Source organism: Paenibacillus nasutitermitis, from assembly GCF_014641075.1.
Taxonomy (GTDB): domain Bacteria; phylum Bacillota; class Bacilli; order Paenibacillales; family Paenibacillaceae; genus Paenibacillus_Z; species Paenibacillus_Z nasutitermitis.
The window spans coordinates 87,940-108,970 of the sequence record NZ_BMHP01000008.1 but is presented as its reverse complement, the minus strand read 5'-3'; the positions used below and the strand labels follow the sequence as shown (position 1 = coordinate 108,970).

General features: G+C 51.7%; 23 protein-coding genes. 15 read left to right on the top strand and 8 right to left on the bottom strand.

The window, feature by feature from the left end:
- Window positions 1–198: 198 nt before the first annotated feature.
- Window positions 199–1,326 (bottom strand): LysM peptidoglycan-binding domain-containing protein, encoded by a 1,128-nt coding sequence (locus IEY46_RS31400; protein ID WP_188998880.1) that lies wholly within the window; start codon window positions 1,324–1,326, stop codon window positions 199–201.
- Between the two features lie 413 nt (window positions 1,327–1,739).
- Between IEY46_RS31400 and yqeK the strand changes: the two genes are divergently transcribed.
- The 7 genes from yqeK (at window position 1,740) to IEY46_RS31365 (ending at window position 7,488) form a co-directional block, all read left to right on the top strand.
- The gene (gene yqeK / locus IEY46_RS31395; protein ID WP_188998877.1) at window positions 1,740–2,372 is read left to right on the top strand and encodes a bis(5'-nucleosyl)-tetraphosphatase (symmetrical) YqeK; all 633 of its coding nucleotides are present in this window, start codon (window positions 1,740–1,742) and stop codon (window positions 2,370–2,372) included.
- Between the two features lie 30 nt (window positions 2,373–2,402).
- Complete coding sequence (locus tag IEY46_RS31390; RefSeq protein ID WP_188998874.1) at window positions 2,403–2,915, top strand: MepB family protein; 513 nt, start codon at window positions 2,403–2,405, stop codon at window positions 2,913–2,915.
- A gap of 165 nt (window positions 2,916–3,080) precedes the next feature.
- Complete coding sequence (locus IEY46_RS31385) at window positions 3,081–4,604, top strand: DHA2 family efflux MFS transporter permease subunit (protein ID WP_229750673.1); 1,524 nt, start codon at window positions 3,081–3,083, stop codon at window positions 4,602–4,604.
- 5 nt (window positions 4,605–4,609) lie between these two features.
- Window positions 4,610–5,209 (top strand): acyl-CoA-like ligand-binding transcription factor, encoded by a 600-nt coding sequence (locus IEY46_RS31380; protein ID WP_188998872.1) that lies wholly within the window; start codon window positions 4,610–4,612, stop codon window positions 5,207–5,209.
- A gap of 209 nt (window positions 5,210–5,418) precedes the next feature.
- Window positions 5,419–5,847, top strand: a complete 429-nt coding sequence (locus tag IEY46_RS31375) for a DUF6157 family protein (protein WP_188998869.1) — start codon at window positions 5,419–5,421, stop codon at window positions 5,845–5,847.
- A gap of 23 nt (window positions 5,848–5,870) precedes the next feature.
- Window positions 5,871–6,176: a hypothetical protein gene (locus IEY46_RS31370; RefSeq protein WP_188998866.1), complete on the top strand. Its 306-nt coding sequence runs from the start codon at window positions 5,871–5,873 to the stop codon at window positions 6,174–6,176.
- A gap of 286 nt (window positions 6,177–6,462) precedes the next feature.
- Complete coding sequence (locus tag IEY46_RS31365) at window positions 6,463–7,488, top strand: ABC transporter substrate-binding protein (protein ID WP_188998863.1); 1,026 nt, start codon at window positions 6,463–6,465, stop codon at window positions 7,486–7,488.
- A 48-nt stretch (window positions 7,489–7,536) separates the two neighbouring features.
- Here the strand turns inward: IEY46_RS31365 and IEY46_RS31360 are convergent, their stop codons facing one another.
- Window positions 7,537–8,298, bottom strand: coding sequence for an exodeoxyribonuclease III (locus IEY46_RS31360; RefSeq protein ID WP_188998860.1), 762 nt, complete (start codon window positions 8,296–8,298; stop codon window positions 7,537–7,539).
- Window positions 8,299–8,474: 176 nt separating this feature from the next.
- On the opposite strand from IEY46_RS31360, the gene IEY46_RS31355 reads away from it, so the two are divergent.
- Window positions 8,475–8,927: a MarR family winged helix-turn-helix transcriptional regulator gene (locus IEY46_RS31355; RefSeq protein WP_188998858.1), complete on the top strand. Its 453-nt coding sequence runs from the start codon at window positions 8,475–8,477 to the stop codon at window positions 8,925–8,927.
- 76 nt (window positions 8,928–9,003) lie between these two features.
- Window positions 9,004–9,828 (top strand): NAD(P)H-binding protein, encoded by an 825-nt coding sequence (locus IEY46_RS31350; protein ID WP_188998855.1) that lies wholly within the window; start codon window positions 9,004–9,006, stop codon window positions 9,826–9,828.
- 36 nt (window positions 9,829–9,864) lie between these two features.
- On the opposite strand, the gene IEY46_RS31345 is transcribed toward IEY46_RS31350, so the two are convergent.
- From IEY46_RS31345 to IEY46_RS31335, 3 genes are all read right to left on the bottom strand, one after another.
- Window positions 9,865–10,716: a lipoyl protein ligase domain-containing protein gene (locus IEY46_RS31345; protein ID WP_188998852.1), complete on the bottom strand. Its 852-nt coding sequence runs from the start codon at window positions 10,714–10,716 to the stop codon at window positions 9,865–9,867.
- A 180-nt stretch (window positions 10,717–10,896) separates the two neighbouring features.
- Window positions 10,897–11,577, bottom strand: coding sequence for a Rossmann-fold NAD(P)-binding domain-containing protein (locus tag IEY46_RS31340; protein ID WP_188998850.1), 681 nt, complete (start codon window positions 11,575–11,577; stop codon window positions 10,897–10,899).
- Between the two features lie 33 nt (window positions 11,578–11,610).
- Window positions 11,611–12,216 carry a TetR/AcrR family transcriptional regulator gene (locus tag IEY46_RS31335; protein WP_188998847.1) on the bottom strand — a complete coding sequence of 202 codons (606 nt, stop codon included), beginning with the start codon at window positions 12,214–12,216 and terminating at the stop codon, window positions 11,611–11,613.
- Between the two features lie 82 nt (window positions 12,217–12,298).
- On the opposite strand from IEY46_RS31335, the gene IEY46_RS31330 reads away from it, so the two are divergent.
- Complete coding sequence (locus IEY46_RS31330; protein ID WP_188998845.1) at window positions 12,299–12,841, top strand: hypothetical protein; 543 nt, start codon at window positions 12,299–12,301, stop codon at window positions 12,839–12,841.
- 139 nt (window positions 12,842–12,980) lie between these two features.
- Here the strand turns inward: IEY46_RS31330 and IEY46_RS31325 are convergent, their stop codons facing one another.
- From IEY46_RS31325 to IEY46_RS31315, 3 genes are all read right to left on the bottom strand, one after another.
- A complete protein-coding gene (locus IEY46_RS31325) occupies window positions 12,981–13,394 on the bottom strand; it encodes a hypothetical protein (RefSeq protein WP_188998842.1) in 414 nt (137 codons plus the stop codon).
- A gap of 295 nt (window positions 13,395–13,689) precedes the next feature.
- Window positions 13,690–14,985: a helix-turn-helix domain-containing protein gene (locus IEY46_RS31320; protein ID WP_188998839.1), complete on the bottom strand. Its 1,296-nt coding sequence runs from the start codon at window positions 14,983–14,985 to the stop codon at window positions 13,690–13,692.
- 150 nt (window positions 14,986–15,135) lie between these two features.
- Window positions 15,136–15,486 (bottom strand): PadR family transcriptional regulator, encoded by a 351-nt coding sequence (locus IEY46_RS31315; protein ID WP_188998836.1) that lies wholly within the window; start codon window positions 15,484–15,486, stop codon window positions 15,136–15,138.
- A 204-nt stretch (window positions 15,487–15,690) separates the two neighbouring features.
- Between IEY46_RS31315 and IEY46_RS31310 the strand changes: the two genes are divergently transcribed.
- From IEY46_RS31310 to IEY46_RS31290, 5 genes are all read left to right on the top strand, one after another.
- A complete protein-coding gene (locus tag IEY46_RS31310) occupies window positions 15,691–16,491 on the top strand; it encodes an AraC family transcriptional regulator (RefSeq protein ID WP_188998833.1) in 801 nt (266 codons plus the stop codon).
- Between the two features lie 24 nt (window positions 16,492–16,515).
- Window positions 16,516–17,196 carry a phytanoyl-CoA dioxygenase family protein gene (locus IEY46_RS31305; protein WP_188998831.1) on the top strand — a complete coding sequence of 227 codons (681 nt, stop codon included), beginning with the start codon at window positions 16,516–16,518 and terminating at the stop codon, window positions 17,194–17,196.
- Between the two features lie 233 nt (window positions 17,197–17,429).
- A complete protein-coding gene (locus IEY46_RS31300) occupies window positions 17,430–18,380 on the top strand; it encodes an ABC transporter permease (protein WP_229750672.1) in 951 nt (316 codons plus the stop codon).
- Window positions 18,381–18,407: 27 nt separating this feature from the next.
- The gene (locus tag IEY46_RS31295) at window positions 18,408–19,295 is read left to right on the top strand and encodes a carbohydrate ABC transporter permease (RefSeq protein WP_188998828.1); all 888 of its coding nucleotides are present in this window, start codon (window positions 18,408–18,410) and stop codon (window positions 19,293–19,295) included.
- A gap of 54 nt (window positions 19,296–19,349) precedes the next feature.
- A complete protein-coding gene (locus IEY46_RS31290) occupies window positions 19,350–20,999 on the top strand; it encodes an extracellular solute-binding protein (protein ID WP_229750671.1) in 1,650 nt (549 codons plus the stop codon).
- Window positions 21,000–21,031 lie beyond the last annotated feature (32 nt).

Below are 21,031 nucleotides of genomic sequence, written 5' to 3'. Positions count from 1 at the left end.
TAATGGTATGTTCTTTTCGCCACTTTACGGACAATGGAAATGATATACGGTTCCAATTATAGTCGAATAAACGGTAGAACAGGCCTAAATTATTATTAAAGATTGGAAGCAAGCTGCATCTGCCCGGACAAGAACACAGCAAAAGCCAGCACCTAGGCTGGCTTTTGAAAATGGCAGTTATGGGCAAGTCAGGTCGTCTTATAGCTTGGGGATTTTCAGCACATCTCCGGCCTTTACCGTGTCGCTATTGGCCACATGATTGTATTCCGATATGGTTTTGGCATATTTGCTGGAGCCGTAATAGGTCCTGGAAATGCTGGAGAGCGTCTCTCCCTCCAGAACGGTATGATTCTTCACAGCCTGCGGCTTCGCGGTACTTCCGCTACCGGGCTTGGCCTTTGGAAGGGCGGGTATCGTTAAGGAGCTGCCCGCTTTCAAATCCTCGGTTGCCTTGAGCTTGTTCTGGGCGGCAATCAATTCCACATAATCTTTGGAATCGTAAAATTGCTTCGAAATATTGTACAAGGTGTCGCCGGGCTGCACCAAATAGGTTGCCGGCAAAGTGACCTTGGCATAGGCGCTGCTGTTATCCTGCTTCTTCCCTGAAGCTGAGCCGCTGGCGGAGGATAACGCGGGAATGGTCAGGGTATCTCCGACCTTCATATCATTAATCAGAAGAATATTGTTGCGCTCAGCCAGCAGTTCGATATATTCCTTCGTTCCATAAAATTTCATGGATATCGACCGGAGTGTATCTCCTTTCTTCACCACATAGCTTGTTGGGAGCTTTGCGGTCGTGCCGGCAGGCTTGTCCGTCTTAGCGCTGCTGCTGGTCTGCTGGGTCGCTACCTCTTTCGGGCCGTTATCCGCAGCTCCCGTGCTGTCTTCCCCGGCAAGTGCTCCGGACCCGGAGGTCTCCGTTTTGTCAGCTGTTTCGGTGCCGGTCGGCTCCGTGCTGGCGGGCTTGTCCTCCGTATCTAAGCCGGTTTCCTCTGTCGCGGCGGATTCGCTTTCACCTTGCTCAGTCTGTCCGGCTGGCTCATTTCCCGCCGAAGCATTCCCGGAAGCTTGTCCGTCGCCCGCAGAGAGGTCAGGGGCTGGGCCGTCATCCTCGTTGTCTCCAGCCGGCTGATTCCCAGGCTGCTCAATTTCCGCCGCCGTCTGCTTGGGACCGGATCCGAGCGGTTTAGTAAAAATACCGTATGAAATTCCGCAGATAATAATGAATATGGCTCCGGATGCCAGCATGATCAATAGCATGGTTCTGTCTTTCTTTGAGCGCGAGCCTCGGGGACCGATGTAGCTGTCTATGGGCTTTTTGTTCAAGGCAAACCTCTCCTTCTTTGACGATTTCATTCCTCTATGATGGAACTCTCGTTATCTATCCATAAACGAAACAGCAGGATTTGAACAGCAGGACCAATGGTCTGGTGTTCACCTATACCAGGCTTATATTGCAAAGGGAAGAAACTTGGCTACGCCGCAAAGGACGGTGTTAGCCGGTTCTTCTTGGCCTTGGCTCCAGTATGTAGCATGAACCGCAGGATGACAAGATGACTGCGCCCCATTAATAATCAGGCCATTGGTACTATAACCAAACCCGCGCGTAAAATAAAGCTGTACCTATTCTTACACCAATGGATGCAAAAAGTTTCGATGGATGCACAGATAGAAGCGATCTTCGTCGGAAAATGATAAGCTGTAAGTGACTTGTTAAAATAGCTGAGGAGGGATAGGGTATGCAAAATGTGTACGCTGAATTATCCAGAAGCAGGCTGACAGGAAATTTACGTGAGGATGTATATCGTTATTTTGTGGAGAATGGCCGCGAAGTGACAGCGGTTCACTGCATGAAAGTCGGGGAAGAAGCCCGAAGAATTGCCGGGCTATTCGGCGCGGACCCGCAAGATGCGGAGGTTGCCGGTTATCTGCATGATATCAGCGTTGTTTTTCCGAATGAAACAAGAATTTCCATTGCCCGCCAGTTAGGGGTGGAGGTTCTGCCGGAAGAAGAAATCTTCCCTATGATCATTCATCAAAAATTATCGAAAGAAATGGCCAGAGATCTGTTTGACATAACCAACCCGGACATTCTGGATGCCGTTGGATGTCACACGACACTGAGAAAACAATCCACCCCAATGGACAAGATTCTGTTTGTCGCGGACAAAATCCAATGGGACCAGCAAGGCAGCCCGCCTTATATCCGGGAGATCCTGCAGGAATTGAATAAATCCCTGGAACATGCTTCCTTTGCTTATATTGATTATCTCTGGCAGCAGCGTGACAAATTAAGGGTGGTTCACCCCTGGTTGAAGGAAGCGCGGGACGAGCTGGCCCCCCTTGTCGCAAACGAGCCGATCATAGATTGATATTCCCGATTTCCAGTAAGGAGTACGGCCATGAACAGCTTCTGCAAGGCATTAGCTTATGTGAATGAAAGGGTTTATGAACCGAATCACCTTTCTATACAAGCCATCCAGGAAGAAACGCAAAATGCCGATTACGGGGCAGGGGTTTTTCTGCTCAATTCCAGATCGGTCCGATTTAGAGTAGCCAAAATAACGCCTGCCAAGACAGGGCAGTTTGTGGCCTTTTGGGAAAAGGGCCCGGATAATAAAAATCAGGCTTTTTCATATGAAAATGCTGCTGATTTATGGGTTATTCATACCTTTGCTGCGGACAGTCATGCTTTTGGGCAATTCGTGTTTCCAAAAGAGGTGCTGATGCAGCACAATATCCTTAAGACCGGGTCTGTTAAAGGGAAAATGGCCATTCGCGTTTACCCTGCTTGGGACACCCCCACAAGCAAACAAGCGATTGCCACGCAAAAATGGCAATTGCCCTATTTTGCTGCCGTGGACCATAATAACAGCCGCCAGATCCAGGAGCTCCTCCATTTATATGATAAATAGATGGGATAAACCTTGCGGCAAATGAAACGCCGGGCAAGACAACGAGCCGTTCCTTTTGAGGGACGGCTTTTTTGCGCTTCATCTAAATAATTTTATAATTTGACAGTAACTATCAAATGAAATAAAGTGTCATTATAAAGTAAATGTTGAAAGGTGGTAACTGTCATGATAAAGATGGAAAATCGCAAATGGTGGATGCTGGGAGCGCTCGCCATCGGGCTGCTTGCGGTCGGATTGGATCTGACGATTCTCAATTTGGCCCTGCCCACACTGGCTTCTGATCTGCATGCATCCAACCGGGAGCTGCAATGGTTTGCCGATGCGTACAATCTTGTTTTTGCTGCGGCGCTGCTGCCGGCCGGGCTGCTTGGAGACCGGCTGGGCCGCAAGAAAATGCTGCTTGCCGGACTGCTGCTGTTCGGAGCATCTTCGCTTGTTTGCGCCTACGCGGATTCTTCAGCGCAGCTTATAGCCGGCCGGGCGCTTCTTGGACTTGGCGGTGCTCTGCTGGTGCCGCTGTCCATGTCGATCATTCCGGTCCTGTTCTCGGAGAAGGAGCGTCCCAAAGCAATCGGAATTTGGGTGATGTCCAACGCATTGGGTATTCCGCTTGGACCGATTGTGGGCGGATGGTTGCTCAAAAACTATGCCTGGGGCTCCGTATTCCTGATCAATATTCCGCTAATAATTGTGGCTTTGTTCGCTGTCTATATGCTGATGCCGGAGTCCCGTAATGACAATAGCCCACGTGCCGATATTATTGGCATACTGGCTTCAAGCATCGGATTGACCGGATTAACCTACGGTGTAATCGAGGCGGGGGAGAAGGGTCTTGGCAATCCTGAAGCGCTGGCGACCATTATAGCCGGGCTTCTGCTGCTTGCTGCTTTTATTTTGTGGCAGCGCCGGGCGGTTCACCCCCTCGTTGATCCGTCGCTCTTCCGCTCATCCGGCTTCACTTGGGGTTCCATACTGGCAGCCGTCGTTTCTTTTGTGATGTTTGGCATTTTGTTTGTGGCGCCGCAGTATTTCCAGGCGGTTGAAGGCGCGGACGCACTCGGTGCCGGACTCCGGCTGCTGCCGCTGGTCGGCGGTCTGCTGATCGGATCGCAGATAGCGGGCCGGCTTCAGCCACGGATCGGGATCACATTCACAATAGCGCTCGGATTCCTGCTGCTTGCGGCAGGATTGGCGGTTGGCGCCACTACAGAAATAAACGACGGATACAGTTTTGCTTCCATATGGATAAGCATTGTCGGTCTTGGCATCGGGTTTGCGCTGCCGGCAGCAATGGATGCCGCCATGTCCGCGCTTTCGGCCCAGCACAGCGGAGTGGGCTCGGCGTTGATTTTTGCAATGCGCAATGTAGGCGGAACGATGGGGGTAGCGATTCTGGGTACCGTGCTAAGTACGGGCTATCGTGATAAACTGAACATAGACGGATTGCCGGAACAAGCTGCAGCCGCTGTGCAGCAGAGTGTATCAGCCGGAGCGGCTGCGGCTCATGAGCTTCATTCCACAGCTTTGCTCGCCTCGGTGCGGGCCTCCTTCATTCACGGAATGGACGCCATGCTCTGGGTTTGCGGAGGAGTTGCGGCCATTGGCATCCTGCTCGCCATGTCCTTCCTGCGCCTGCAAGAAAGCAGCAAAAGCCGGGAGGAGGCCAAGTCACATCATTTAGGGGGATAAACATAATGGCAGCTGACCAACAGAAAACAGCCGGCCTGCGCGAACGGAAGAAAGCCAAAACCATGGCTGCCGTCCAAAGGCATGCGATGCGGCTGTTTCGAGAATCAGGTTATCATGCCACGACCGTGGAACAGATTGCGGAGGCTGCGGAAATCTCGCCCAGTACCTTTTTTCGTTATTTTGCAACCAAAGAGGACGTGGTCAGCAGTGACAATTACGACCCCATTCTTATCTCGGCCTTTGAGGAACAGCCGGCCGACATAAGTCCGCTTCGGGCTTTGCGCAATGCGGTCATGGCCGGTTTGTCCGAATTGTCTGCCGAAGAGCTGGAGACCGTATGGGAGAGAAACCGGCTCATCGTATCGGTACCTGAGCTGCGGGCGTCGATGCTGAACAATCTTTCCCAGACGATGCAGATGATTACGGAGATGATAGCAAAACGGATAGACCGCAAGCCGGACGACTTAGCTGTACGTACCATGTCGGGGGCTGCTATCGGGGTTATTATCTCGGTTTTACTGAATTACGCCGAACATCCCGAAGCGAATTTGATCCAATTGATGGACGAAGGGCTGGCACAGCTTGAAGCGGGCCTGCCTTTGTGAAGCATCATGAGGTGAGTGGCGGGTAGCGGCAAAATGGCCGGAAATCCTGGATACTCAGGGCTTCCGGTCCGTTTGTGTGGGATAGCCGCCGATGGTGAAACCATGCATGAGGGAAAATTTCCGGGAAGCGCTGTTAATTACTGACCGTTATTGTCAGTGTAAACAGGTTATAATGGGGGGACAAAAGGGCCAAAAAGGAGACAACCAGGATGGAGTGGAATTATTACAACACATTTATCACGGTGGCAAGGGATAGCACTGCCGAGAAGGGCATGACCCCGCCGGACAAGAAGAGCGGCAAAACAAAGCCCGGCATCGAGTTTGAGCTTGTGGCGGATCACCCTTATGCGTATACGCAGGAAGAACTGCTGTATGAGGTGCACATCCGGCATAAGGACATTTCCGAAGAAGAGCGGCAAGCGCGGGGAACGCAGATCAGAGATGAATTTTTTCAGAAGCCAAAAGCCTGCCTGCGAGCCTCCATGCTCCCAAAGAAATACGGATGGGGCATCCATTTCAATGCCGAGGGAAAAATGGCGCTGATTCCTGTAGACTCCCCGGACTATCAGCGATTTGTGAACGGCGAGTTCAAGGATGTGAAGGTCGTAGCGGCGATGAGCAGCAGCAAGCTCAAATAATTTAGAAAGGAAACTCCTTTACCGTGCTGCGGATACTGAACAAAATTAATTTGTGGGCGCTATGGTTTGCCTTATTGTGTTGGGCGTTATTTTTAGCCCTTTTTAATCGGGATTTTTTTCTGCTGATTAGAGACGGAATGAGGATTGAACCATTCTATCTTCTTTTTTGGTTTTCAGGAGCAAGCATTGCTGCTGGGTCGTTTGGAATATCTGGCATTCAGGGTGTGGGATCCCTTTTGAGAGCAATTGGAACGATGGTTTTATCTGTACCGCTTTTTCTTTTTACGGCCTTAGTTGTATTTATTGGCGATCTTATGAGGAATGTGTAATCACTATAGAACGTAGAGAGTCTTTCGCATGAAAAGGAACGGAATCAGGGGTTCAGTTATTTTATTTTCATAAAATAATATTTTCAGCCGAATCAACCTCTTGAGGGTTTTTCGGCCTTTTTGTGTGCGGATGCTTGCCGGTCGTTCGGCGGGTGACCGGCAGGTACAGCTGACAACAAAGTTTATATTGACAGGGTTAAAGGGGTCTGATAATATTCCAAATGATAATGATTCGCATTATCATTTGGAATGCGGATGTATGGGACGAATATATTGGGAGGTTATTATGTTTATGAGAAAGTCATTTTTTATCACGGCGGCGATCATTATGATACTGGCCGTGTTGTCAGCTTGCGGAAGCAAGAATAATCAAGCGGGCGGCGGAACCCCCGCAGCCAATACAACGGCAGCCGGTGATAAGAATGCCGAGGCGCCGCCGGAGCCGGATAACAAGGATGAAGCGGCCGCTGCGAAGCTCCGCATCTTCGAGACCAAGAAAGGATCTGTCGAGATTCCTGTAAAACCGCTGCGGATTGTGACAGATTACTATGGCGGGGAGCTTCTGTCTGTTGGGGCAAATGTGGTCGGTGTAGAGCCGTCAGCCTTTGATAACCCGTTCATCAAGGATTTGCTCAAGGATGCCAAGGATGTAGGCGCGCCGATCAACGTGGAGAAAACCTTGGAGCTTGCGCCTGATCTCATTGTTGTCATGTACGAGGACAGCTATGAAGCATTGTCCAAAATTGCCCCGACGCTGTACATCCCATACGGGACGGCTACTAATATTCGAGAAACGGTTAATCTGTTCGGAGACATAACAGGGAATCCGGAGAAGGCAGAGCAATTCATTGCCGATTATGAGAAGAAAGCCGAGGAAGGACGCGAGAAACTCAAGGGTGTCATTGACGAGAATGCGACACTGGGGCTTTATGAGCTGACCGACAAGGGTGATCTATGGATATTCGGAGATAATGCAGGCCGGGGCGGTCAGGCTGTGTACGACGCGTTGAAGTTCAAGATGCCGCATAAAGACAGCGCAGGCGAGCAAACGCTTCAGCTTTCCATGGAGGCCTTGCCGGAATACGAAGGCGATTATATGTTCCTGACGACGTACGATCCGGAGAAGAAAGGCGAGCAGTTGAAGCAGTTGAAGGAATCCGGCATCTGGAAAGGTCTGGATGCTGCGAAAAATAATCAAATTTTCTATAATGATTTTGATACCTTCTACCGTTATGATCCAATCGCTATTGTCAAACAAATTGATCTGATTGTCGATATGCTGCTTGAAAGAAGCGCGGAGAATAAGAAGTAGAATAAAAGGAGAGCCCCGCCTGCAGGATGCAGGCGGGGTTCTTGATTATTACTCGGAATCGGCCAAAGTCAGCACGACGGGGCAATGATCGCTGCCTGTGATAGCGCAATCGACTTGTGCGTCCAGCAGCCGGGATGCAAGTCGGGAGGAGATCAGGAAATAATCGATCCGCCATCCGACATTGCGCTCTCGTACCTTCGGCATATAAGACCACCAGCTATAGACGTCTGTGCGGTCCGGGTAAAGATGCCGGAAGGTATCGATAAAGCCGGCTTCCAGCAGCCGGGTCATCTTGTCCCTTTCCTCCAGGGTAAATCCCGAATTGCCCAGATTGGCTTTGGCATTCTTCAGATCAATCTCCTGATGGGCAACATTCAAATCGCCGCAAACAATAACGGGTTTCTTGGCATCAAGCTCCAGAAGATAACTGCGGAACCGGTCCTCCCATTCCAGTCGGTACGGAAGTCGGGACAGATCGCGTTTGGCATTGGGCGTATAGACGTTCACGAGATAGAAGTCTTCAAATTCCAGGGTAAGAATACGGCCCTCAGGCTCCTCATCCTCCTCCAGTCCATAGCGGACCGACAAAGGTTTGATCTTCGTAAAAACGGCTGTCCCGGAATAGCCTTTTTTGACGGCATAATTCCAATATTGCGTGTAGGCTTCTCCATGGTCCAGATCAATCTGACCTTCTTGAAGCTTCGTCTCCTGCACACAAAATATATCGGCGGCCGTTTCATGGAAGTACTCATTAAAACCTTTGTTCACACAGGCTCTTAAGCCATTCACATTCCAGGATACCAGCTTCATGGGTAACATTCTCCTTGCTGCTCATAGATGATTTCTTCTATCAGTTTATCATAGATGGGCACTCGGATTGTTTCTTATTGGCCGATTTGAAGGTTGTCCGTTTGCTTGACTTCCCGCTTGGCATAAGTTACATTACAAATAGTTAAACACTTAACTAGTTGGAGTCGAGGATTAGTATGTCGGATATTCAGGACTATGTCATCAATCAGCCGCTGGAAACGCAGACTTTTTTTGCGCTTGTGGATGCAACAGCGCGGCTGGTCGGCGTTTCGGAGAAGTATTGGCATTCAAGAGGCTTGAATGGAGCGCGCATCCGGCTGCTTGTGGAGATTGCCAAAGCGGGCGGGAGCATTTTGCCGTCGACGCTCGCCAATGAAATCGGTGTAACAAGAGCCAATATCAGCGTACTGCTTGTGCCATTGGAAAAGGATGGTTACATTGAAAGCTCCGGTCACCCGGAAGACGGTCGGAAGCGCAGGATCGTGCTTGCGGAGAAGGGTGAGCGGCTTCTGCGGGAGGAGCTCCCGGGGAACAGGAAGGTCATTGCGTCTCAGATGAAAGGGCTGAACGAAGAGCAGATGCATGAGCTGCTCCGGCTGTTTCGCAAATTGCAGGGCGGAATGGATTAAGAGGGGGCCGCCGCTTTCTCTTGGCCAAGTAGTTAAACGTTTAACCAAATAAACAAGCGAGAGGATGAATGATGGAATGCCGATTGTGATGACAGGCGCTACCGGCAAGCTGGGCAATCTCATTGCACGGCAGCTTCTATTCAGGCTGCCGCCAGAAGAGTTGATCGTAAGCGTACGCAGACCGGATGCAGCAGCAGATCTGGCGGAACAAGGGGTGAAGGTGAGATTTGGCGATTATGATGCGCCAGATTCGCTGGAGGTCTCTTTTGCAGGAGCCACCCGGCTGCTGCTTATTTCCTCTTCGCATGCCAACGATGCCGTTCGGCTGCGGCAGCATGCCGCTGCGCTGGAAGCTGCGGGGAAAGCAGGAATTAAACATCTCATCTATACCAGCATGGCCTATGCCGGACAAGGGCGTCTGCACCGCCTGCATTTGGATACGGAGCAGATGATTCACGCAAGCGGAATTCCATTTACCTTTCTGCGCAATGCTTATTATACAGAACTCATTAGGGCACTTGGCATACGCGAGGCGGCAGCAAGCGGCGGATTAGTCAGTCCCCGCGGAAAGTGGATATTCAATACGGCGGATAGAAGAGATTTGGCGCGTGCGGCAGCTGCCGTACTGACGGAGGACGGTCATGCGGGCCGAACCTATGAACTGACGGCACCGAAGGTCTGGACCTTATATGATCTGGCCCGGGCGCTGTCGGAAGCAACCGGCCGCCGCGTCGTATACCGGGCCGATGACGCGGTGCAGAATGAGATCTACGGCTTGCTGGCTTTAACAGACATGAGAAAGGTTTCGACAGATCTGGAACAACTGGCAGGCGGGTCTCTCCATACGATCAAAGACGAGGTGGAAGCGGTTTTCGGCGCAGGCCGGGCAAGTCGAACATAATCGGGCCTCTAATTTGGAGCGGGTGCAGCAGCTGTATTATCGCCCGGCTTCCGGCACCGCATACCGCTGCTTGAGCTGCTCGCACATGCTCTGCAGGGCGTTCTCCTCCGGCATCCGGAATAGACCGGCTGAGGCTGCTGCTTCCTGTGGGCTCCGGCCCGCCTGAAGAACTTCATGAACCGCTTGCGTGAAGGCGCGGGCTCCGCTCTCCCCAAGGCCGAGTCCTTCCTCCAGGCTGGTCATCCGATCGTCTTCGATCAAGGGATAAGACCCCGGCTCGGCCCCGAGAGCGGCCTGTTCATAGAAAGCCCGCACCCGCCGGGCGCGGGCCTGTGCCGGGCCCTCCGCCAGGACGAAAGCCTGGATGATAGTGGCGCGCAGCTGTCTGCGCTGGGCGATCCCGCAAAATTTCAATCCCTGGATATGCAGATCATAGTCGCCTGGACAATAAGAACCCTGAACTTCCCCCTTATGCGCTTCCGCGCCCAGGGAAGCGACCGCTGTGCGGATCAACGCGTACATCCGGTCAAAGTCGCGGTAGATGTCCTGCCCGTGTACCCCCTGGCCGGGCAGAATGAGCGATACATTGACAACGCCCGTGTCCAGCGGCACGGCGGCCCCGCCGGAATGGCGGACAAGCGTTGAATAACCCTCTTCCTGCAGCAGGCGCACGGCCTGGGCGGCGCCAGGCAAGCGGCTGTCCCGCGAGCCGATGACGAAGGCCCGCGGATGCCGCCAGAGATGGCACACCGATGGACCGCCGTCTCCGGTTTCGCGGCCAATCAGCTCATCAAGCGCGAAGGGATAGCTAATATCCTGTTTTGCCGCTTCGTTCGTGCGGTCCAGCAGCACAATACCGCGGGCCCAATCCCATTCATTCTCGCTCAATTCTATTTATCCCCTGTCTTACCTCATCACCCCGCATCGGGAGGATGGGCTAATAGATTCTAGTATAAACAACAGAAACAGACTCTTCAACGGCATGGAAGAGTCTGCTGGGGCTGATGCGGAAGATTTATATAATCCATTGGCAATGGAAGCTCTAAAGAAGATACTGCTGCCCCTGACTCACTTGGCTAGCTTATGAATATCGCTGCATTCCAGGATGGGTGAATCATAGCCTTTGCTTACCGTATGAATCATAGCCGTCCCAAGCTCCTTCAAGGACACGGCATACTGGGGGAGGAACCGCTTCAGCAGCGGGTAAAGCCAGGACACGGCGGAATAATAGCCATGGGTATTTTTGAGCCCCTTGATGGGGTGGATATAGCCCGGCCTGAACATATATGCTTTTTTGAAAGGCATTCGGAGCAATTGGTTCTCCGTTCTTCCTTTTACCCGGGCCCACATGCTTCTCCCGCGCTCGGTACTGTCCGTGCCGCTGGCTGAGATATAACTGAAGATCATATCCGGATTCAGGAGAACAAGCAACTCGGCCATATGGAGCGTAAGATCATAGGTCAGCCTGGCGTATTGCGCTTCCTTCATTCCAACCGACGATACCCCAAGACAGAAGAAGCAGGCGTTATATCCGGCTAACTGCTGCTCGATCGGCGACAGGTCAAAGAAGTCCTGGTGCAGAATTTCCGTCAGCTTCGGATGGGCGACCCCGCATGGCTTGCGGTTGATGACCAGAACGCGTTCCACATCGGGATGCTCCAGGCTTATATGCAGCACGCCTTCACCGACCATCCCCGTCGTACCGGTAATAATGACTTGAAGCTTGGATGAAACAGAGCGCTGCGTCATAGGTTCAACCTGCTTTCGTGGACTGGATGGATATTATTGGCGTGGTGAGGCTGCCAGCAGACTGTCCAGATGCCGGGAAACGATGGAGATCATGTCACTCTTGTTCACCCGGTCGGGATAAACCGTATGATGGACGACCAGCCCGTCAACAAGCGCATGCAGCCTGCCGGCTTCATACTCGGCATCGATAGCGGAGGGCGTCAGCTTTGAAGCGGTCAGCTGATCAATGATGAGCCTGAATCCGGCGCGCAGCTCGTCATGGATATCCTGGCTCATGATCCGGATTTCGGAATCGGAGATTGCTTTACCCGCAAAGGCCAGCCAAATCTCCGCTTCCGAGCGCCGTTCTTCGTCAAGGGGGAGCAACTGGGCGATAACCTGCTCGATGTCATGGCGGATATCCCCGCTAAACGGCAGATTTCTTATACGGGCATGGACACGCTGCGAAGCAAGCCTCATGGAAAAAGCGAGAAGCTCGCTCTGATTGTCAAAATAATGCCGCAGCGATCCCAAGGAAATACCCATTTCCTGTGCAATCCGGCGGACCGATACTCCGTCCATCCCCTCACGGCGGATGACACGCCAAGCGGCTTCCGCAATATTCTCTTTTCGCTGCTGGTGATCGACGATTTTAGGCATGTTTTATTATAACACAGTTGTATTTTATAAAACAGTCGCGCTATAATTTATATAACACGACTGTATTAAAAGGAGAATGATGATGATAACCGCAGTTATTATTGGCTGTGAAATTGCTTTCTGGTTGTTTGTCCTGGCGGGGCTGGCCTGCCGATACCTGTTGAAAGCCAGGAGGACTGGAGCGGTTCTGCTTTACTGTACACCGGTTATTGATCTCATTCTTCTTGTTGCTACCGTTGCCGATCTGCGGGGTGGCACAGCGGCAAGCGGCGTTCATGGACTGGCTGCGATTTATATCGGCGTCTCGGTTGCCTACGGGCATCGGATGATCCGCTGGGCGGATGTCCGTTTTGCCCATCGTTTCGCCCATGGCCCTGCACCGGAGAAGAGAGTCAAACACGGCAAGGAACATGCCCGAAATGAGCGGAAGGCCTGGTTCCTTCACGCAATTGCCTGGATGATCGGATGCGCGCTGCTCTTAGGCATGATTCTGATGGTGAATGCGGAGGAACGCACCTCCAGTCTGATGCATGTCATCCAGCTATGGACGCTTATTCTCGTCATAGACTTTCTCATTAGTTTCAGCTACACCCTATGGCCGAAAGCACAGAAGAACAAGATCTGATTGACTATCATTGCGGGCGGTTAACTAGAGGGGAATCAGAACTGACATAGGTAAAACGCAGGAAAGGCATCACCTGGTAACACTAAGAGTTACCAGGTGATGCCATCAAACAGAAAGCAGGGCGGGAGCTGCCCGCAGGTTACGGAAGTAGGCCCAAATACACGACTTCTATCGGATTTCCTGGATTCTGACCCAGCCCGATGCGGTCGCCGACCCGGGGAATCTGCAGCTTGGACACCAATGTCTCCAACGTTTTCTTATACTGGCTGCCGCTGGTTTCCGTCACATCCAGTTCCATCACAACAACGGGGTCGAAATTAATCAGCCTGCCCGTATCGCTGATGGACAGCACGGCAGCCGTCGCGGTCAGCGGGATCGCGCCGCTTGCAGCCAGTTGTGCCTGCTTGGCGGAATCCAGGCTTTGGTTCATCATCTCCCGGTGCTCCTTGGATACAAACCCTTTCACAAATAGTCCTGTCAGACCTTTATTCAACGCCTGGTCAGCTTGCTCCAATGCATCCTGTGGTTTCTTCTTTTTTCCGAAAAGTCCCATCGCGATCACACCTTTTCACGTTATTGGATTGAGACAGAAACGGATTGGTCTTGGATGAATGGCGGTGATGTCCGTCTCTTCTCTTTCTTGTAACCCAAGTATATCGGCCAGCAATCACTGGTACAATGGGTTTGGGGACATCGAAAAGAAAGAGGAAAATCCCCTTTTTATTTGCCTGTATGGTTCTTTTTTTTGGACAAAAAGAAGACAATCCGCAAAATTTTCCACCCCATAGGGCGATTCATTTAGCCGGATTGTCAGTTGTTTTGCAAGGATGCACGATTTGAAAGGCCATTCAGACGCGCGTGGCGCTGTTATTACGCAGCACCTCGACCAGTTTATGGTAATAATAGGAAGATTCCTTGTACCGGCGGCTATCTTCGGAGACAATGGCCAGCGCCTCATACAGCTGCTCCAGACGCGCCATGTGCGAGGCAGACTCAAAATAAGGCAGGCATTCCATCGCGTAGCCGAGAAACGCCGGTTGATCCCCGCGGGATAAAGCAAGCTGGCTTAGATAGTAGACCAGCGCCATATGCTGATCCTCTGTCGTGGAGGCTGCCTCCAGCTGTTCCACGTTTTGGGCAAGCACCGCCCAGTCCTTCCGCGCAGAAGCCACCTCGCACCGGTAAATAAGCGTGACAGGCAGCATCAATTGCCTGATCTCGGATGCTTCTCGTTCAACCATGGCTTCGAAGCGGCCGATCTCCTCGCTTGCTTTCTCCAGCTCACCCGTCATCGTGAGGATAATGATCCGGTTGTTCATAATGGAGGTCATGACATCCCCCTGGTTCATCGCATACACAAGGTTGGCTTCCGCCATGGAGAGTGCCAATAAGGCCTCCTGAACGAGACCCATTGCAAAGCAGAAGCCGCTGTGGGCCACATAAAGACCGGCGAGCCGGTGAAACAGCCGGTCGTCATATACATGGCGCATCGTATGCTCGAACACGGTCTTGGCCTGCTCAAATTGTTTCAGATAGACGCAGGCTTCCATCTTTATATTCTGAACCGTCAGCCATATTTCCGAACCCGCCTGGACACGCTCGCGCAACCGTTCTACATGGTTCATCACCTCGTAGTAGCGGCTTTTGGAGCGGAAATAATGAATTTTATAATAGAGGAGCGCTTTCTGGAGAGGAAGAGGAGCAGCCACCTCGTCAGGCCGGCCGAATTTCTCCAGATAGTCATTCAGGTAGGAGGTATGCAGATAGTCGTATGCTGCGGTGTCGTTCATCTGCTGGTAATAAACGGCCTTCATCAGGGCGGTGGTCAACTCGATCGTCAGCGCATCGTCCTTGTCCGCCAAATCATTCACGGCGCTCTCCGGCACGGATCCTGCCGGCTGGCTCAATTCCCCGAAGATGTGCTCGGCGCGCTCCAGCACAGCTTCATCCGCAGTCGATACCTGGAGCAGATAAGAGGGGGCAACCCCCAGACGAAGAGCCATATGCTCGGCCAAGTCCGGGGGCAGCGGATACCGCTCCGCCAAGATGTTGGCGAGATGGGCTTGGGTAACCAACCCTTCGACGAGCTCCTTGCGTGAGATGTTTTTCTTTTTGCACAGAAATTCGATTCGTTCTTTCAGCATGGAGGGCGATTCCTTTCTGGATGGAATTTGGAATTAATAGGGTTCGTTGACGCTTCTGAGCCTGATAACAAGGGAAATATACGTCATGAGAACGGGAAAGCTTACGATATCGCCGAATGCGGTCAGAAAGATGCCACATATTGATGTTGCTTACTCATGATCCGACTCCTCCTCTGCAGATTGCAGCGCCTTCAGTCCGTGCTGCACCATACGCGAGCGCCGCTGTATCTCGTCGGTCACAATGCGCTTGCCTTTTTCCGTGATTCTGTAAGTCTTGCGCCGCTCGTTGTCTATTTCATCAGAGAGCACAATATACTGGCTGCCCAGCAGCTTCTTAATCAAGGTGTAGGCCGTCGCAGGTCCGATGGCTACTTCTTTGTCCGTCAACTGCTCGATATAGCCCATAATGCCATACCCGTGTCTGGGAATGAGCAGTGACAACAGTATATAATAGGCGGCGTCTGTGAGCAGCTCATTATCCAGGGAATTGCTCCGGGACAAATAAAAACCTCCCTTGTTTGTATCCATTTACGTTATATCTATAATGGATATATCCAATGCGGATATAATAACAAAGGCTGTTTTCGGATGTCAATACAGATCTGAAATAACGATTACAGACACAAAGAAGCTGATCCTGTGCATTTTCATTCTGCGTATTATAAGATAATTTTAAATCATGAACGAACGATGGGAGATTACGAGATGGTGGCGAACAGCGGGGGAGGTGGTCCGGCTTTTATCGTGAAAGAATGTTTTGCCGGAACCATCGTCAATGTTCCGGGTTGTACGTACGGTCCCCATATGCAGCGCGAGCTGCAGATCGTACAGCTTCATACGGGATCGATGCAGGTGAATATCGACGGAAGGGTGACTGAGGTGCTTCCCGGTCAAGTTCTTCTTCTGCTGCCGGGACATCGCGTATACATCTCGTCTGCCGAGAAAGCGGAAACCTGGCATCGCTGGATTACCGTTTTTGACTATGAGATCGAAGCGGAGTCACTGGAAATGCTGGCAGTGCTGCCGCAGGTTCTGGCGGCTTCGGAGCAGATGACCCAGTTGATTGATATTCTGGTCGGGCTGCATAAACAGGGGGCGGCGAATACCAGCGCCGGGCATACGCTTGCCCTGGCCGCTTTCCAGCTGTACGCTGCCGATTGCCGGAAAAGCGCCTACTCCGAAACTCATCCCGCCATTTCGCAGGTAAAGACACTCATCCAGGAGCGTTTCCAGGAAGAGCTGACTCTTGATGATCTGGCCGGTGCGGCGAATTTGTCGCCGGGCTATCTTACTCGTCTGTTCCATCAGCACGAAGGGCTAAGGCCCAGGCAGTATCTTTGGCGTTACCGGGTGGAGCGCGGCATTGAGCTGCTGCGCGGGACGGGGCTGCCAATCGGGGATATCGCGGAGCGCTGCGGCTTCAAGACTTCGTATCATTTTGCCCGTATGGTCAAAGCACTTAAGAAACATACCCCCACGGAAATTCGGAGTGGCGATTTGGAATAAATCGAAACGAAGGAGTGTCGAACCTTGAGTATTTCACTAAGGGAGCAGTTTAACAAAGACGGATATGCGGTGATGAAGGAATTATTCACGCCGGAGGATGTTCGGCTGCTGAAGGAGGAAGCGGGGAAGATCGTAGGCGCAGACGGTGCCGGAGCCGGCCATACCGGCGTCTATGTAGGTCTTGCCTTAGCAAGTTCCCTGTTCAGGACAACCGCCGCGAAGCCGGAAATGATCGAGGCGTTGAAGACGATCATCGGCCCGCATGTCATCTTCCTCAGCGACAAGCTGGTTTTCAAAAACGCGGCAGCCGACTTCGGCTCGCCCTGGCATCAGGATTATCCGTACTGGGAAGGCAGCCATAAATATTCGGTATGGATCGCGCTGGACAATGCCACTCCGGATAACGGCTGCTTGCGGATCGTGCCCGGCTCCCATTTGGCGGGCGATCTTCATCATGGCGGGGACAGCTCGGATGGACTTGGCTTCATCAATCGTCTGCGTGAAGAAGACATCGACCCGTCACAGATCGTCGATCTGCCGGCTTCCCCGGGGGATGCCATTATCTTCCACGATCTGCTGTTTCACTCCTCTTACCCCAACGTCTCCGGCTTGGATAGATGGGCGCTTATTTCCACCTACAAGGACGGCAGTCTGGAGGATCCTGCATACCCATGGGCCGGAGCGGCGTTCACGGTAAGCGGTTAACTGCAGCCTTGGCAAATAGAAATCACGAAACACGATATGGAATGGACCGCATTTTCATCTGCGGTCTTTTTTGCGTATTTAATCATTACCGGCGATCTGAACGCGCCCATAGAAAGTACTTTAATTACAACGGTTAACTCTAAACATTCGATGGTTGTTTGAGGGTTGCTGCGATACCTATAATGAAAAACGACAACACGCGCAAAAAGGGTATGGAGGTGAGGATTCAAGAGATGCAAACAACGCAAATAACCCGACTGGGCCCGGAATCCGGCAAGAAGAACGTGATACGCAGGCTCGCCGCACAATATCAGCTGCTGCTGATGTCGGTCCCTTTCGTGATTCTGATGTTCATCTTTCAATATGTTCCCCTCTGGGGATGGATCATGGCCTTTCAGAATTATTCCCCTGGCAGAGGCATCTGGAAGAGCTCTTTCGTCGGCTGGGATAATTTCATCACACTGTTCAACGATGAACGCTTCTTCCTGGTTATGCGCAATACCTTGGTTATGAGCAGCATGAGTCTGGTCACTGGATTCGTCGGCGCGATTACCTTGGCACTGCTGCTTAACGAAGTTCGAAAAACATTGTTCAAGCGGACGATTCAAACCGTGACCTATATTCCCCACTTTGTCTCCATGGTCGTCATTGCGAACATCGTCATTACATTCTTGTCGCCTGACGGGTTTGTGAACCACATGCTGCTCAAGCTTGGTTGGATCGACGAGTCGATATTCATCATGGGTAAGGGCGAATGGTTCTGGTTTATCAATACGACGGTCGGGCTCTGGAAGGAGCTGGGCTGGAGCACCATTATTTATTTGGCCGTACTCGCCGGGATCAATCCGGATTTATATGAAGCTGCGGACGTGGATGGCGCGGGACGCTTCCACAAGATGTGGCATATCTCGATTCCAAGCATCATGCCGACAGCCGTTATTCTCTTGATCCTGTCGCTTGGCTCGATCATTAACATCGGCTACGAGTCCCAGTTCCTGCTCGGCAATCCGCTCGTGCTCGATTATTCCGAAGTGCTCGATTTATATGCCCTGAACCTGTCTTTTGGTTCCGGACAATATTCGGTCGGTGTCGCGCTCGGCATTTTCAAAACGATCATCAGTCTGGTGCTCGTTATCGGAGTCAACCGGCTTGCCAGTAAGTTTAGCGGCATCCGATTGTTTTAAGGCGAAAAGGAGGTATTACCTGCAAGCATGACACGTTACCGGGAAGCAACCTTCGATATCATTAATTATACGCTGCTGGCCTTGCTGGGATTTGCGACATTATATCCGTTCATCAATTTGTTGGCCGTATCGTTGAACGATCCTCTAGACACAATGAGAGGGGAAGTCTATTTCTGGCCCAATCAATTCACGTGGAATAACTATCAGATCATCTTTCAAGAAGATGCGCTCTATATGGCGGCTGTCCGTTCGGTTGTTCGAACGCTGCTGGGCACCTTTCTCTCGCTCGTCTGCACAACCATGCTGGCTTATACCCTTTCGCGAAGAGAGTTCATCCTTCGAAAGTCGATCAACCTGCTCATGATCATCAGCATGTATGTGAGTGGAGGGATTATTCCTTCTTACCTGTTGATCAAAGGTATGGGACTTACCAATTCCTTCTGGGTTTATATCATTCCCGGTTTGATCGGCGTGTTCAACGTCATTATCATACGAACCGCGATCGAACAGCTGCCGGAAGGGCTCATTGAATCGGCGAGACTGGACGGCGCAAGCGATTTTCAAGTGCTGTTCCGGGTCGTTATCCCGTGCAGCATACCGGTTCTGGCGACGATTCTGCTATTTATTTCCGTCGGGCATTGGAACTCCTGGTTCGACAACTATCTGTATAACACGCGGGATAATTTGAATCTGCTTCAGTTTGAACTCATGAAGGTACTGCTGCAATCGACGAGCCAGATGGTCAGCAACGCCTCCTCGACGGGGTATGTTGACAGCGAGGCACTAAGCAATGTCACGCCGGAGGCGATACGAGCTACCATGACGATTGTCGTTACGCTGCCGATCCTCCTGGTTTATCCGTTCTTGCAGAAGTATTTCATCAAAGGCGCGCTGATTGGCGCCGTCAAGGAATGAGATATCCGCAGAGCGTTCTCTGTTGATATATAATGGCCAAGAAGAGAGGGTGTCATGAAGTTGAAAAAGAAATTATTTGGTATCATCAGTATCGCACTTGCGGTGTCCTTGATGGCGGGCTGCGCGGACAAGAATGAAGCGGGTAATACGGGAGCACAGACCCCGGAGAACGGCTCGAAATCGACGGGACCGATTACGTACACGATGTCCATAACGGATTCCAAGCTGAAATGGGAAACGCCTGTCGACAAGCTGATCACCGAGAAAACCGGGGTTTCCATCAAATACCAGCCAATCGTTGGAGACGAGGCCCAGAAGATGGACCTTTGGCTGGCTTCGGGCGATTATCCAGATCTGCTGTTCATGTCGCCTAACATGACCGGCAAGTACCGCGATGGAGACGCGATCATTCCACTGGAGGATTTGATCGACCAATATGGACCGAACATCAAGAAGCGATTCGGCAAAAACTACGAGCTTCTTCGTGACACGGACGGTCATATCTATTCCCTTTATGGCGTGAACCTCACCCAGGAAGCGCCTGCCAATGCGGCGGCATCGTTCCTCGTTCAATACGACGTACTGAAGGAAGCCGGATATCCGGAGCTCAAGACGCTGGATCAGCTGGTCGGTGTTCTGAAAGACTATTACACGAAGCATCCGACGATCGACGGAAAGGAAACGATCCCTTTCTCCGCCTATTGGGGCGGATTGACGTTCGCTAATCCGGCGATTGCGGCAGCGGGTTTGCCGGATCAAGGGTTCAATATGATCGATAAAGACAACAACGTCAAGTTCGCATTGACGGAACCGTTTGCCAAGAGGTATTATCAATTTCTCAATAAGCTTCAATCGGAAGGTTTAATGGACAAGAATATCTTTGGCAAAGGCGAAGAGAATCTGGCGAAGATCGCACAGGGCCGGGTCTTGGCTGAGTTTATGCCGGGATGGCTGCTCAATGGCGCCGAGAAATCAATTGTGGCCTCAGGGAAGCTGGAGCGTCAATATGCCAAAATACCGCTCTACATTGACGAAAACACGGAAGATCATAGCTTTGTCGTGACCCCGAGCGGATCCAGCAGCAACTGGGCGATCAGCAACAAGGCCAAGGATCCGGAACGTATTATTCAAATGATTGATTTCATGTTCTCGGATGAAGGGCAGAAGGCGATAAACTGGGGTGTTGAAGGCTTGCACTATGAAGTGAAGGATGGCAAACGCGTCCAGAAGCAGGATTATCTGGACAAAGCGAAGATGTCGCCTGACTTGAAATATACAGATGGCCCGGCAGGACCGATCACTTCGTTCAGCATAGGCGACGGCGCGAAGCTTGAGGATGGCGACTATGCGACACCGAATACGAAGGAAGCGGTCATCGCCAGTTACGATGATTTGACCAAAGAAGTGCTGTCCAAATACGGCAAAACGACATGGTCGGACTTCTTGCCGAAGCCTGAGCCTGTACCGGCTTTGCTGTGGCAGCTGAACGAGCCTGAAGAGACCAAGGCGATCTTCAAGAAGTTCGAGGATACGTTGAACAAAGAAATTCCGAAGCTCATCCTCGCGAAATCCGCAGATGAGTTCGAAAGCGCATGGAATCGTTTCGTCGAGCAAATCGACAAAGCGGGTAAAGCGAAATATGAGGAAACATGGACGAAAACATGGCAGGAATACGTCGAGCGGTATAACGAGGCGATGAAGTAATACGAACGCATGCCGGAGGTCCCTTAAGGGAT

Coding starts and splice junctions, on each gene's coding strand:
- IEY46_RS31380 (WP_188998872.1), top strand. CDS start 4,610: ATGGCAGCTGACCAACAGAAAACAGCCGGCCTGCGCGAACGGAAGAAA.
- IEY46_RS31385 (WP_229750673.1), top strand. CDS start 3,081: ATGATAAAGATGGAAAATCGCAAATGGTGGATGCTGGGAGCGCTCGCC.
- IEY46_RS31390 (WP_188998874.1), top strand. CDS start 2,403: ATGAACAGCTTCTGCAAGGCATTAGCTTATGTGAATGAAAGGGTTTAT.
- IEY46_RS31365 (WP_188998863.1), top strand. CDS start 6,463: ATGTTTATGAGAAAGTCATTTTTTATCACGGCGGCGATCATTATGATA.
- IEY46_RS31360 (WP_188998860.1), bottom strand. CDS start 8,298: ATGAAGCTGGTATCCTGGAATGTGAATGGCTTAAGAGCCTGTGTGAAC.
- IEY46_RS31290 (WP_229750671.1), top strand. CDS start 19,350: ATGAAGTTGAAAAAGAAATTATTTGGTATCATCAGTATCGCACTTGCG.
- IEY46_RS31295 (WP_188998828.1), top strand. CDS start 18,408: ATGACACGTTACCGGGAAGCAACCTTCGATATCATTAATTATACGCTG.
- IEY46_RS31340 (WP_188998850.1), bottom strand. CDS start 11,577: ATGACGCAGCGCTCTGTTTCATCCAAGCTTCAAGTCATTATTACCGGT.
- IEY46_RS31320 (WP_188998839.1), bottom strand. CDS start 14,985: ATGCTGAAAGAACGAATCGAATTTCTGTGCAAAAAGAAAAACATCTCA.
- IEY46_RS31350 (WP_188998855.1), top strand. CDS start 9,004: ATGCCGATTGTGATGACAGGCGCTACCGGCAAGCTGGGCAATCTCATT.
- IEY46_RS31355 (WP_188998858.1), top strand. CDS start 8,475: ATGTCGGATATTCAGGACTATGTCATCAATCAGCCGCTGGAAACGCAG.
- IEY46_RS31335 (WP_188998847.1), bottom strand. CDS start 12,216: ATGCCTAAAATCGTCGATCACCAGCAGCGAAAAGAGAATATTGCGGAA.
- IEY46_RS31325 (WP_188998842.1), bottom strand. CDS start 13,394: ATGGGACTTTTCGGAAAAAAGAAGAAACCACAGGATGCATTGGAGCAA.
- IEY46_RS31310 (WP_188998833.1), top strand. CDS start 15,691: ATGGTGGCGAACAGCGGGGGAGGTGGTCCGGCTTTTATCGTGAAAGAA.
- IEY46_RS31330 (WP_188998845.1), top strand. CDS start 12,299: ATGATAACCGCAGTTATTATTGGCTGTGAAATTGCTTTCTGGTTGTTT.
- IEY46_RS31300 (WP_229750672.1), top strand. CDS start 17,430: ATGCAAACAACGCAAATAACCCGACTGGGCCCGGAATCCGGCAAGAAG.
- IEY46_RS31375 (WP_188998869.1), top strand. CDS start 5,419: ATGGAGTGGAATTATTACAACACATTTATCACGGTGGCAAGGGATAGC.
- yqeK (WP_188998877.1), top strand. CDS start 1,740: ATGCAAAATGTGTACGCTGAATTATCCAGAAGCAGGCTGACAGGAAAT.